The sequence below is a fragment of the Methylobacterium soli genome (assembly GCF_008806385.1).
GTDB lineage: Bacteria > Pseudomonadota > Alphaproteobacteria > Rhizobiales > Beijerinckiaceae > Methylobacterium > Methylobacterium soli.
In genome coordinates this window covers 142,351-154,966 of record NZ_VZZK01000011.1, presented here as the reverse complement: position 1 = coordinate 154,966, position 12,616 = coordinate 142,351, and the positions used below count along the sequence as shown (strand labels likewise).

General features: G+C 67.3%; 11 protein-coding genes. 4 read left to right on the top strand and 7 right to left on the bottom strand.

The annotated features are described in order from the left end of the window. Positions 1-211 precede the first annotated feature (211 nt). Positions 212-967, bottom strand: coding sequence for an SDR family NAD(P)-dependent oxidoreductase (locus tag F6X53_RS13170; RefSeq protein WP_151000478.1), 756 nt, complete (start codon positions 965-967; stop codon positions 212-214). A gap of 98 nt (positions 968-1,065) precedes the next feature. Between F6X53_RS13170 and F6X53_RS13165 the strand changes: the two genes are divergently transcribed. Beyond that, positions 1,066-1,977, top strand: coding sequence for a LysR family transcriptional regulator (locus F6X53_RS13165; protein ID WP_151000477.1), 912 nt, complete (start codon positions 1,066-1,068; stop codon positions 1,975-1,977). 240 nt (positions 1,978-2,217) lie between these two features. On the opposite strand, the gene F6X53_RS13160 is transcribed toward F6X53_RS13165, so the two are convergent. From F6X53_RS13160 to hpnR, 3 genes are all read right to left on the bottom strand, one after another. Further along, positions 2,218-4,581 carry an efflux RND transporter permease subunit gene (locus F6X53_RS13160; RefSeq protein WP_151000476.1) on the bottom strand — a complete coding sequence of 788 codons (2,364 nt, stop codon included), beginning with the start codon at positions 4,579-4,581 and terminating at the stop codon, positions 2,218-2,220. Positions 4,582-4,664: 83 nt separating this feature from the next. Then, positions 4,665-5,078: a hypothetical protein gene (locus F6X53_RS13155; protein ID WP_151000475.1), complete on the bottom strand. Its 414-nt coding sequence runs from the start codon at positions 5,076-5,078 to the stop codon at positions 4,665-4,667. Positions 5,079-5,360: 282 nt separating this feature from the next. Further along, complete coding sequence (gene hpnR, locus F6X53_RS13150; protein WP_151000474.1) at positions 5,361-6,914, bottom strand: hopanoid C-3 methylase HpnR; 1,554 nt, start codon at positions 6,912-6,914, stop codon at positions 5,361-5,363. A gap of 1,734 nt (positions 6,915-8,648) precedes the next feature. Between hpnR and F6X53_RS13145 the strand changes: the two genes are divergently transcribed. Beyond that, positions 8,649-9,512: an outer membrane protein gene (locus F6X53_RS13145; protein WP_373875970.1), complete on the top strand. Its 864-nt coding sequence runs from the start codon at positions 8,649-8,651 to the stop codon at positions 9,510-9,512. 269 nt (positions 9,513-9,781) lie between these two features. Further along, a complete protein-coding gene (locus F6X53_RS33170) occupies positions 9,782-10,012 on the top strand; it encodes a hypothetical protein (RefSeq protein WP_151000472.1) in 231 nt (76 codons plus the stop codon). 181 nt (positions 10,013-10,193) lie between these two features. Here the strand turns inward: F6X53_RS33170 and F6X53_RS13135 are convergent, their stop codons facing one another. The 3 genes from F6X53_RS13135 to F6X53_RS13125 form a co-directional block, all read right to left on the bottom strand. Then, positions 10,194-10,628, bottom strand: coding sequence for a VOC family protein (locus tag F6X53_RS13135; protein ID WP_151000471.1), 435 nt, complete (start codon positions 10,626-10,628; stop codon positions 10,194-10,196). A gap of 410 nt (positions 10,629-11,038) precedes the next feature. Then, a complete protein-coding gene (locus F6X53_RS13130) occupies positions 11,039-11,560 on the bottom strand; it encodes a phospholipase A2 family protein (protein ID WP_238298245.1) in 522 nt (173 codons plus the stop codon). Between the two features lie 171 nt (positions 11,561-11,731). Further along, positions 11,732-11,989, bottom strand: coding sequence for a hypothetical protein (locus F6X53_RS13125; RefSeq protein ID WP_151000469.1), 258 nt, complete (start codon positions 11,987-11,989; stop codon positions 11,732-11,734). A gap of 255 nt (positions 11,990-12,244) precedes the next feature. On the opposite strand from F6X53_RS13125, the gene F6X53_RS33165 reads away from it, so the two are divergent. Then, positions 12,245-12,616 (top strand): MFS transporter (locus F6X53_RS33165; protein WP_244965564.1); only part of this gene is annotated, 372 nt, incomplete at its 3' end.

Below are 12,616 nucleotides of genomic sequence, written 5' to 3'. Positions count from 1 at the left end.
GAAGCCCGGTTGTGCCGCCTCAGGCGAGCCCGACGCGCAAAATCTCGGTGTCGGCGCAATCCGTGACGTTCAGGCGTCCCTCGTCATGGCTGCCGAGGCCTGGTGCGACGGAAGCGATCGTTGTCGTGCTTGTTCTCCAGAAATCTGGTTCTTGGGAGGAGCGCGCCGGCGCGAAGTGGTCTTCGCGCCGGACGGCGGTCGTGAGCGGGGGTCAGATTTGGGCTTGGCCGCCATCCACGAAGAGCTCGATGCCGTTGACGAAGCTCGCGTCGTCCGAGGCCAGGAACACGGCCGCCTTCGCGATCTCGTCGGCCTCTCCAACCCGCCCCATCGGGATCTTCGAGGCGAGATCATCGAGCAGCCCCTGCTGCTGCGCCGGATCCGGACCCGCGAGTTCCACCAGACCCGGCGTACGAGTCGCGCCGGGGCTCAGCGTATTCACCCGGACGCCGCGGCCCTTGAGGTCGAGGATCCAGTTACGGGCAAAGGATCGCACCGCGGCCTTCGAGGCGGCGTAGACGCTGAAGGCCTGCGTGCCCTCGGAGCCGGCCGTCGAGCCGGTCAGGATCACGGAGGCGCCGGATGCCAGCAGCGGAAGCGCCTTCTGCACCGTGAACAGAACCCCCTTCACGTTGCGGCCGAACGTGTCCTCGTACTGCGCCTCGGTGATCTCGCCGAGCGGCAGCATCGAACCGCCGCCGGCATTGACGAACAGCACGTCGACGCGGCCGGCTTGCGTCCGCACCTCCGCGTAGAGCCGATCGAGGTCGGCGAGCTTGGAGGCGTCCGCCTGCACGCCGGTGGCGGCCGGGCCGATCTCGGCGACGGCCGCGTCGAGTTCGGGCTTGCGCCGGCCGGTGATGAAGACGCGCGCGCCCTCCTGGGCGAACCGCTTGGCGGTGGCGAGGCCGATGCCGCTGGTGCCGCCGGTCACCACGGCGACCTTGTTCTGAAGCTTCTGGGTCATGGTTGGAGCACTCCCGTTCGGGTTGGTGAGCGAACAATGGCCCCAGGCCGTCGCTTGCGATATAGAAACGTCTGCAAACCATCATTGCAGATCTGTCGATGTCGAAGCTGCCGGATTTTGAGGGTCTCGCGCTCTTCGCGAAGGTCGCGGAGGAGCGCTCCTATGCCGGGGCGGCCCGGGCCGCCGGCGTATCCGTCGCCACGGTCTCGCGGGCGGTGAGCCGGCTGGAGGAGCGGCTCGGCGGGCGCCTGTTCAACCGCACCTCGCGCCAACTCGCCCTCACCGAATTCGGCCTGCGGGTGGTCGAGGGGGCCGCGCGGTCATACCGCGAAGCGGAGGCTGCCGAGGACGCCGCACGCGCCTTGTCGAGCCGCCCGCGCGGGACGGTGCGGCTCGCCGTGCCGATGTCGTTCGGGCTTCGCTGGGTGGCGCCGCTTCTGCCTGAGCTGTTCCGGCTGTACCCGGAGATGGCGGTCGACCTTCACCTGTCCGACGCCACCGTCGATCTGGTCGGCGAAGGTTTCGACGCCGCCTTGCGCATCGCGGCACTGCCCGAATCCGCGCTGGTCGCCCGCAGACTCCGATCCGTGACGCCGCTCGTCGTCGCGGCTCCGGCCTACCTCGCGACGCATGGTCGGCCCTCCGAGCCGGGTGACCTGAGGGCCGGGCATTGCTTCGGCTACGCCTACCGCGCGCGTCGGGGCGTCTGGCGCTTCAGCGGAAAGGGCGGCGAGGAGGCGACGGTGGTGCCGGCCGGTCCGTTGCGGGTGACCAATGCCGACGCCCTCCTGCCGGCCCTCCTCGCGGGGATGGGTGTGGCGGAACTGCCGGACTTCATCGCGGCCGAGTACCTCGCCGACGGACGCCTGGAAGCGCTGCTGCCCGACTGGCACCTGCCTGGCGGATTCCTGTCCTTCGTCACGCCGAGCGCCCAGGCACGACCCGCCAAGGTGGAGGCGCTGGCCGAGTTCTTCGCCGCGCGGCTCTCACGCGAAGGGCAGCGGGGATGAGGGTGGCGCCAGGCGGGCGATCGATCGCCCGCCTCGTCGACGCGGCGAGGAGGGAGGGCCGCTGGCTCATCGGGATGGGCAATCACGCGGTCCGGGATATTCGACGCCCAGGCGCCTTCCTTCTGGGACGCCGACCGGCCTAATTAATCGGCGTAACGCTCCCGACGAGGGGTTCCGGCAGGCTCGACATCCGCCGCCGTCACACCCCATCGTCGGCCATTCTCCTGCAGGGCGCCTCGATCACTTGGCGGCCTGGGCCGCCAACAGCTTCAGGCGCCAGCGGCCGAGAAGCGTGATCGTTGGCCGCAGAATCAACAGATCGGCAACCAAGGCCGCCAGCATCGCCAGGGCGCTCACCCAGCCGAAAATCCGGAGTGCGGGCAGATCCGACAGAACCGTGACGCCCAGTCCACAGGCGAGCACCACCGAGGTCAGGATCAGCGCCGGGCCGACCAGGATCGTCGCCCGCTCGACCCCGAGGGCGGGATCCTCGCCGACGCCGCTGACCAGCCGGAGGCGGTTCAGGAAGTGAATGGTCGCGCTGAGGCCGAGGCCATACGCGACCGTGAGCGCGACGATGCTGGCAAACTGGAGTCCATCGCCGCGCAGCCACAGGACCGTGCCGGAAACCAGCACCGGAAAGATCCCAGGGAGGATGCTGGCGAGCCCGACCACCACCGAGCGGAACGCCAGGCCGATGAAGAGTGCCATGAAGGCCACCTCGACCGTCAGGCTCCGGTTGAGCCGCCCGATCATGCTGGCCGAGTTGCGGGCGGCGACGGCGGACAGGCCCGTCACCGAGATCCGGTAGCCGGGGTGGCGGGCTTGGACGCCAGCCAGATCCTCCTCCAACTCCTCGGTCACCGGAAGGAGGTGGTCGATCTCGATATCCGGCACGCGGGCCGTTACGACGGTCGCGTCCTGCTCGGCCGGGATGAAGCGTTGCACGAGATAAGGCGGCAGCAATTCGGCGTAGCGTCTCAGGATTGCGGCATCGGACCGCCCGCCTGCTGTCGCGAGCCAGCGGCGCAGGGTCTCCAGGGACCAGACGTTCCCGATGCCGCGCTGGTCCTCCACCGCGCCGTGCACCTCCGCGATGGTCGCCAGCGTCTCCGGTGCGTAGGGCGAGGCGCCGACCGGAAACTCGATGAGGATGTCGACGGGGTTCGCGCCCGTGAGCTGCGCGTCCAACCTGCCATTCGCCGTCATGGCCTGATGCTTGTCCGGAATCTGGTCCGCGAGGCGGTAATGCGGCTCCAGTCGGGCGTAGGGCACGGCCAGGAGCGCGACGACGGCGAGGCTCAGGAGGCTGTAGATTCCGGGACGACGCGTCATGCGGGCCGCAATCCAGGCGCAGACCGACCGAAGGGCGTCGATCCCGGTATCGGCCCGGCGCTTCAGGTTCGCCGACCCTGGCTCGGGCCGCACCAGCAAGACACCGAGCAGCGGCACGAGCGACAGCACCGCGAAGAGGGCGATCAAGGTCGAGAGGATCCCGGCCTGACCGAAGGTGCGGATCAGGTCCGATTCCGAGAACATCAGCGCGGCAAAGGACAGGCCCGCCGCGACATGGGTGAGCACGCAGGCGGGCCCGACGACGAGGACGGCGTTACGAAAGGCCTCGCGCTTCGTCTCGCCGGCGATGAGCCGGTCGCGTGCCGCGAAGGTCAATTGCATCGAGTCCGAGAAGCTGATCACCATGATCAGCGGGGTCATCATGTTGAGGAACATGTTGAGGCGGAAGCCGAGCCAGCCGAGCGCGCCGAGCGCCAGCAGGATCGCGATGAGCGGCGGCCCCGCCGCGACGGCCATGAAGGAGACGCGCCGGAAGAACAGGATCGCGATCAGACTGCCAGCCGTGAACCCGAGCCCGTTGTAGAGAAGCCGGTCGCGCTCGACAGCCTCCCGGATCTCCAACTGCATCACCGGCACGCCCGACAGCTGAATAGTCAGCCCGGTCTCGCCGAGATCCCGCGACGCGACGTTCCGGATCTCACCCACGACCTCGGACAAGCGCGGCGTCCCGGTGATGGCGGGATCGAGGGCAAGGATCACGAGCGCCAGATGCCCGTCCTCGGAGAGGAGCTTGCCGCGCAGGATCGCGTTCGCCCGAATGCGCGCGATCAGGTCGTCGTAGGCCGCACCCTCCGGCAATTCCTCCGGGAACAGGGCTGCGGGAACGCGCCCATCCTCCGGTGGCGCCCGGGCGGAGAACAGGGAAATGACCCCTCTGGTCCCCTCGATGAGCTGCAGGTCGGTGACCAGGTCGCGCAGCCCTTCCAGGGAGGCGCGCTCAAGAAGGCTCCGCCCCTCGATCACCAGAAGAACGTCGAACTCGCTCGAGGGGAAGCGCCGCGACAGGGTCTCGTATTGCCGGAACTCCGGCGTGTCCGCGCGGAACAGCTGACTGAGGGAATCGTCGACCTTCAGTCGCATCACCCCGAAGGCCGCGCCGAAACAGACCGCCAGCAGGATGAGGATCGCGGCCCTTGGGAAGCGCAGGGCGAAGAGGCCCATGCGTTCGAGGCCGAACGCGAGGCGGATCTGCGCCGGGGACGCTCCCGGCACCGGCCTGCCCGCAAACCTGCCCTCCTGAACGGTCATCGGCCCTCGTAGGTCGTCACTGACAGAGCGTTCGGCTTCGTCGATGGCCCAGGCCGCCGGGATCACCCTTTCGGATCGGGTCTTCACTCGCGATTGAGGGTGACCGAGGCACCGGCGAGGTCGGTCCCCTCGGACCGGATCGTCACCACCTGCCGGCGACCGCGTGTCGAGAGGGAGAGGTCGGCCACGAAGCCCGGCGCGCTCGCGCGCGCCGCGAGCTGCCCGACATCGGCATGGCCCGACAGCGTGCCGGAGACGCCGCGGGTCGTCTCGCTCCAGGTTCCGGTGATCGCGCCGGCCCCGTAGCTGATGCGGCTGGCGAGCTGGAACTGATAGCTGTCGCTCGCACAGCGCAGGTTGCTCTGGACGGCATTCCCGTTGCCGCCAACCTGATGGGTCGAGCGGCAGCGGATGCGCTCGCGCCCGCCGCCCGACAGGGAGACCGTCCCGCTGCCGGACCAGGTTCCTGCAAGTCCCGCGAACGGGGCTTCCGCCATCCCTCTCTGCGCCTCGGCGCTGAAGGCCGCCCATTGGAGGAGGGCGATAAGGGCGACGAGGCCCGAGACACGCCCCTTCGCTCCATCTCGCGCTTGAGTGCGAGGTGCTGAGCGTGCGCCTACCCGAGCGTGAACATCCGGCCACATGAAAACGCCTGCCATCCTCGCCTCCCGAGCCCGATGAGCTCCGGCGCCGACGACAACCTGAAGCAGGACCGCATTCGTCGGCGACGCATCATCCTGAAGGCTGTCGTCGGCCTCTGACGACAGCCTTCGATTTCATCACGGCGCCACGGCGCCCATGCGCGTACCGTCGACGAAGCGCTCGCTCGCATCGTCAAGGGAGGCGCGGCCTTTGCGGCCCTGCGGCGGGTGGATGTAGAGCGCGCGCGGATCGACGGGCGCGGCGATCTGGGACGGGGGCGGACGCATCGCGTAGCGCACCTCGCGGGCGTGGTCGGCGAGTTGGAGCGCGGGGTCGTAGACGCTGTCGAACTTCCACAGCATGCGCATGTAGTTCGTCTGCCCGCGCATCAGATTACGCGTCGCGATGCCGGCATGCGCGACGAGCGCCCGCCAACCGACATGCCGGCGGTAGAGGGCTCTCTGCGTCTTCACGAGCTCGGCGTAGAATTCGTGCAGCGGCAGCTTCGTCGGCAGCACCGCGTGCTGGATGTCGTAGAGCCGGTAGTCGAGGCTCTGCAGGGGCCGCGTCTCGGTGCGCCAGATCTCGGTTCCGGGATAGGGCGTGTTCACGCTGATATTCACGATCTCGGGGATCTCCTGGCACCATTGCCGGATGGCCTCGAAGCGGGCGTGGTCCCAATCCGGGTCGGCAATCAGATTGATCGCGACCATCACGCCGAGGGAGCGGGCGAATTCCAGCGCCTCGAAGTTCCTGTCGAGGGCGATGCGCTTGCGGAACTTCCTCAAGCCCTCCTCGTCCACCGCCTCGAGCCCGATGAACATGTATTTGAGGCCGATTCCGGTCCAGAACCGAAACACATCCTTGTTGCGCAGGAGCACGTCGCCGCGGGTCTCAAGATAGTATTCCTTCCGAATCCCGCGCCGCGCCAACCCTTCGCCGATGGCAAGCCCGTGCTTCTCGTGCACGAAGGCGACGTCGTCGACGAGGAAGATGCCGGGCTCGGCGATCGAGGCGACCTCCTCGACCGCGCGCTCCGGGCTCATCGCCCGGTAGGAGCGGCCGTAGAAGGTCCAGGCCGAGCAGAAGGTGCAGTCCCACGGGCAGCCTCGGGCGAACTCGACGGAGGCGCACGGGTCGAGCACGCCGATGAAGTACTTGCGCCGGTGGCGCAACAGGTCACGGGCGGGACGGGAATCGTCGAGGGAGGCAACGAAGCCCGGCGGCGGTCCCTCGCCGTCGAGGGTCACGGCGCCGGGCATGCGCGAGACCGCGGCCCGATCGTGCTCGACCGCCTCCAGGAAGGCTGGCAGCACGGCCTCGCCCTCGCCCTTGAGCACACAGTCGATCGCGCCGGCCCCGTGTTCCAGAAGCTCCAGCGCCGTGAAGGACGCGCTGTGACCGCCGATGAAGACGAAGCCGCGTGGCACCTCGTGCTTGGCGGCTTTGGCGAGGTCGATCACCTCGGGCACATTCGCGAGGTAGTTGCACGAGAAGGCGATCACGTCGGGCCGGAAGCTGCGGACGAGGCGATGAAAGTCGGCGTGGCACTCGACCTGGAGGTCGATCAGCCTGACCTCGTGTCCGGCTTTGCGCGCCGTCCCGGCGACGATCTCGAGACCCAGCGGCTCGAGGCGCAGGAAGACCCGCGTGAACATCAGCCCGCTCGGATGGACCGCGAGAACCTTCATGTCGCCGCCTCACTTGCCACGGTGGTTGCGCGTGCGCAGGCTTGAGGATGATGTCGGCCGCTGGTGCGACGTGGTGGCGAAGACCTTCTGGTTGCGCCGCCGCGATTGCGTCGATCGCGGCGGACCGGAACGGGGCGGCACGCCGGCGACGCCGCTCGCGGCCATGCGGGCTGACACAGGCGACTCGATCTTTGAGGGCCGAGTGGCGCGTGCTTGCCTGAATTCCCACGAAAAACGTTCGTGTTGCCGGCGCGACGCAACGTGTTGGCGGACCGACCACCGCCTTTCGAAGTCAATAAAATAAGAAACAAACACCTATACAAGCGAGAGTGTGATCCGTACGACAAGCAAGTATTGAGGGTACACTCAAAATTCAGAGCGCGCGCCCGGAAACACAATGTCGCCTGTGCGCGTGGCGACATCGCCTGTCGGCGCGGTTGGTGAACCAAGCTCACCTTCGGGCGAAACTGACCTCGCGGATCAGTATTCAATCCCAAGGCCGATGGCTTCGCTCACCTGCAACTGGGTTCATGTAAACGACCGGCCCGGTGCCGAGTGCCCATGAGCATCGGCCTCGCGGCAGTCGAAGCGGCCGGCTGCCGAACAGGTTCATGCCGAGGGCTAGGGGGTGAGGGCGTTCAGATTGCCAACTCCTCCGTCTCTTGGTGGAAAGTGCCATCGCGGACAGCCCGTGCGCGGTCCGCTCCGGCCAAGCCATTGAGCAACCTACCATCCTGGCGGGATTACCGGACAAACAAATGCTAAAATCCGCATGCTTGGTTCTATAAAGAACTTGTATCTGTTTACGTTTTTTCTTGAAGACGCCCTGGGATGAAAATTGCCGAACCCGCGTGATCTTGAAGACCCAGCTCGGCAGTGAATGGGATAAGGCGCCTCCGCCGGCCTCCAGAAGGCTGGCCCGCGGAGGCGGCTCGGATGCTCGCTCGGGGCAACACCTCGAACGAGGGTTCAACGCATCGCGGGCGCCGCGGCCTCCAACGCCGCCAGCGCCCGAGGGCAGGCCGTCGCGTCGTCGAGCTTGATGGGGAGGTCGCGAAGCCGTGTTGTCCCGATGCTCGGAGAATCCGCGCCCGGGGCGGCCGGCCTCTCGCTCCGGATCTGCACGGTCATCGCTTCCTCTCCACGCAGCGGTGAAGATCGACGCGCTGTTCCGGCATCGGCCACGTGCGGTTTCAGACAGGAACTCCCGTCGCCTCGTCTCCGCCCAATTTCGGCAACACCCAGGTGACGGGTGAGCACGCTTACTTGTTCACGCACGCGTCACCGGCCGGAGCTGCTCCCCGGCCCTGTCTCCGGCCGGTGGCGCTCTTGTCCATTGCTCGGAACATCTCTGAAAGCGTGCCGGGTGTCGGCTCATTTTACTTGGTATCGCAGAAAACTCCGGTCGAGTCGCCGTCTGGAGCGGAGCGTCGGCGTTTTTGAGTTTGTCGTTCTCATGTGAATCAGTTCTGACGGGTTTGAAGTTTTCCTGATTGGTCCTCGGAGCTTCAAGCGACAGCCTCAATCCCCACGGCCTCACAGGCTGCGGGGCCTTTTTATTTTCAAACGCGTCATTTTAACGAATACTGTGCCGCGCAGCGGGGGGAGGTCCTCTCCACGCTGCGAGGCCGTACGATTCCTACGAAAGACCTGAGGTTGCTCTGCAGCACTAGGCAGCGAGAGGCCGGCCCGCGAGCTTGGCCGATCTTCCATCACGGAAGCGAGGACCCCATGATCAGACAGCTATTCCTCACCAGCACGGCCACAGCGCTCCTGATGGGCGCCGCCGCTGCCGCCGACCTGCCCAGGCGCGAACCGCCGCCGATCTTCACGCCGGTGCCGGTCTTCACCTGGACGGGCTTCTACGCCGGTTTCAACGCCGGCTACGCGTTCGACGCCAGTTCGCGCAGCAACGCCGCCACCATCGTGAACCTGCCCGCCGGGAGCCCGCTGGTCGTCGGGCCGCTCGCCCCCTCGCAGGTCGTGTTCGGCGGCCGCCAATCCCTCGATGGTTTCAGTGGCGGTGGTCAGATCGGTTACAATTATCAGTTCACCCCAGGTTCGGGCTTCGTCATCGGCTTCGAGGCGGATGCGCAATACGTCGATTTCGGGCGCAACCGGAACCGCTTCCTGCTGACCCCCGACTTCGCGCCGGCAGCCAACATCGCGTTCGCCAACCCGGTTGGCTTGGCGGGCCTCGACTTCTTCGGCACCGTGCGGGGCCGCCTCGGCTATGCCTGGGATCGCACCCTGTTCTACGGCACCGGCGGCTTCGCCTATGGCTCCGGGGGCGGTCGCGAGTTCGGCCTGCCCAACAATTCCACGGACGATTTCCGCACCGGCTGGACCGCCGGCGGCGGCCTCGAATACGCCTTGTCCTCCGACAGTTGGCTGAACTTCTTCCGGTCCTCGGCCGTGACCGTGAAGGTCGAAGGTCTCTACGTGAACCTGGAGCGCAACAACCGCAACAACGGCCTGTTCGCGTTCAACGCGGCGACGGGTGCGACCTTCTTGGCGCCGGGCTTCATTGCCCGCAACAACCCGATCGAGTTCGCGGTGGTGCGGGCCGGCGTGAACTACAAGTTCGGCACGTACTGAGCGCCGTCCCGGGCGTGAGCCGGCCCATCGCGCGTGACCCGGTCGACGCATCGGGTCACGGGAGCAGACGACGCCCTGGGGTCTCCCGCCCGGGGCGTCCTTCTCTCGCCTGCGGCGAGCGAGGGTCTCGCATGACCCGGAAAACTCGAAACCCTTCGCAATCGACAAAAGCGGACTGAGGGGATTATCCTAAGACGTTCCGGTCCAGAGGTGGACCGCCCGCAAGTGGTCAGCCGCAACAGCCGACCCATTGTCGAGCGGAGGGTCCAATGCAAACGCGTCTCGCCCGCATCCTCATCATCGCGATCATCGGTTCGATCGGCATAGTCGGTGCGGCGACGGCGCAGAGCCCCGCCCAATCCTTTGAATATCGGCAGCCCCGGTTCAGGAACGCGTGTCCGCCGCCCCTTAAATTCGCGGCTGGCGCGTGTGTGCGTCGCTGCCCGGCCGGCTACCGGAACAACGGGGGATATTGCCGCCTGCAACGCGGAGGATGGTAGCGGCGGCCCGACCCCTTGTCCCGTCGCCCGGACCCTTCCGGCCATGGGCTGGCCTCGACCCGGGGAGACCCGCGCCCGGGATTGTCGCAAGTCCGCCTGTCGGCTGCGTCGATCGCCTGAGCGCACGGTCGGCGTAGTCCAGACCGGCACTGAACGGAAGCGTCATGGCAGGGCTGAGCCCCTAATGCCACTCGGCCAATTCGACGGTGACGCCCTCCGGTCCGTCGATGAACACGAGCTTGCGCGAGTGGAAATCCATGACCGCATTGCGGGGCTCGAAGCCGTGGCCCCTCAGCTTGGCGACTTCCTCCTCGACGTCGTCGACGGCGAAGCAGATGTGGTTCATGCCGATCTTGTTCAGCTCGCGGATGTGCGGATCCGGCAGCGGATCTGGGTGCCGGTAATGCAGGAGCTGGATCTCGGTTCTCGGTGTCACCTCACCCAGGACGAGCGTCACGTGGTCCGCCTCGATGTCGGGAACGCCCATGTAGCCCGAGAAGGGGGCTCCGGCGATCACCACGGACATGGCTTCCTGGAAGCCCAGGACGGCGAAAAATGCCTTCGCGCGGTCGAGGTCCCGAACCACGATGGTGAGATGGTCAAAATGCCTGAGCATGGTCTCGACCTCCCGTGCGACCGACCTGGCGGGCGCCCCGCGCGGCGTTCAATGGTGGTCTCGCGCGACGGACGTCGCGCCCCGGCGGAGACGCCCGCGAAATGCAGCGGCCGGCCGCCCTGATCATGCGCATCCTGCATGAATGCGGCGGGGTGGCAATCACAGTGCCTCGGCCGATGCTGCGATCCGCGCACCCGATGAGGCCAAGGCGTGCCGGCAGCGCCCCACCTCGGCTCCTCGCCCTCAGGATTGTCCATGGGCGTCAACATGGTCAGGGACCGACGCGTGCATCCGGCTTTTCGCCGACCCGATGACTGTAAGTGTCGCTTCAGCTCGGCGCTATGCGCGAAGGCGGAACCGGACGCCGCCTCGTTCACGGCCGCGCTGGCGCGATTGCGCCACCGGATCCCTCACGGCGCCTGGCAGGCCATGGCATCGGCGGCCTCGGCGACGCTCAAGGCGCGCTGGCGCACCTGCAAGGACACACTCGTCCGCTCGGAAACCGCAGCCGCCTCCCGCTTGAGCGCTCGGTCGCACGCGCAGGAGCGATAGCCGGCCGTGTCGTAGCAAGCATCGTGACGCTGGCAGGCGGCGTCTAGATCATCGGTCGGCGGAAGGTCGCTGCCGCGCTGACCGGCGCCACAATAATTGCCGTGGAACAGCGCCTGGCCGGCGATGACCCTGGCGAGGTCGGATCGCGGGAGCGGTGCCTCCTGCGGCTGACCGCTCGGGTTCAGGTCGTTCGCCGGCCCGCCGGCCTTGCTTGCCGAGCCGCGCAGCGCCTTCGGAATGCCCGAACGCGCATCGGGCTCAGCGAGCGCTTCGCCGGAGCGGGAATTCGGGTCGGAGATGTCCGGCAGCGGTGGGGGCGGACCGGGTTGCACGGCTTCGACCTCCGCGGCTTCCGGCACTTCCTCGACCGTCTGCGCCATCGCGCTGGATGCCACGATGAGCGTCGTCGCCAGAACAATCGAGCGGAGAAGGATCAAGGCCATGTCCTGCTGATCAGCTTGCGGGATTGTTCATGCGGGCTGCCCCAGTCCGCGCAAGGCGGACCGGGGCAGGGGTCTCGACGGGGTTTACGAGTCCGGTCTCCCGGGGTCTCAGTAACCGTAGCCGCGGTGGCCGCCGAAGCGACGATTCTCGTAGAACCGCGCGCCGCGGTAGGAGCGGCCGTGGCCGCCGAATTCATGGTGACGCCGCCAGCCATGCGCAGGAGCCCAACCGGGCGGCCCACCATGATGGAAGCCGCGCTCGCCACGAGCCCAGGGCGGATCCGCCATAGCAGCCGTCGAGGTGCCGAGGACGCCGCCGGCCAGAGCCAGGGCAGAGAACAGGATCACGGCTGGTTTCCGAAACATGAATGCTTTCTCCGCATCAGGATGTGCTTCAAGCGTGGAGCAGATACGGCGAGAACGGGGAAACGGTTCCGCGTTTATTGCCCGATTGGCGGGATCGACTGCGCTTGACGCCGCGCCGCGGCATTAGGCAGCGGGAATAAGCGGAACCGTTTCCCTAGGCTGCGCGCTTACCGGCTCGGTCCCTTCTCCAGGGCCGTCCCAGGACGTCCAGCATCGCCTCCCGAGCGATGCCAGCATCCCGTAATCGGCAGATCCATGAACGCGACCACGCATCTCGGCCTCATCAACGTCTCCATCGGCGATATCCAGGGTGGCCTTGGACCGTTTCTCGGCACCTGGCTCGCGGAGACGAACGGCTGGTCGCCGGTACGGGTCGGGTTCGTCACCACCCTCGTCGGCATCGGGGCGCTGGTCATGAGCGGCCCAGCCGGAGCCCTCGTTGATCGCCTCGGCCGTCCGCGCCTGCTGATCGGGCTGGCCTGCCTGGCCATCCTGGGAGGCACCCTGCTCATCCTGCCAGCCTACGGCTTCCTGACCGTGCTCGCGGCGCAGCTCCTGGCGGCGGCCGGGGGCGTGCTGCTCCTGCCGGCCGTGACGGAACTCACCCTCGGCATCGTGGGCAAGGAC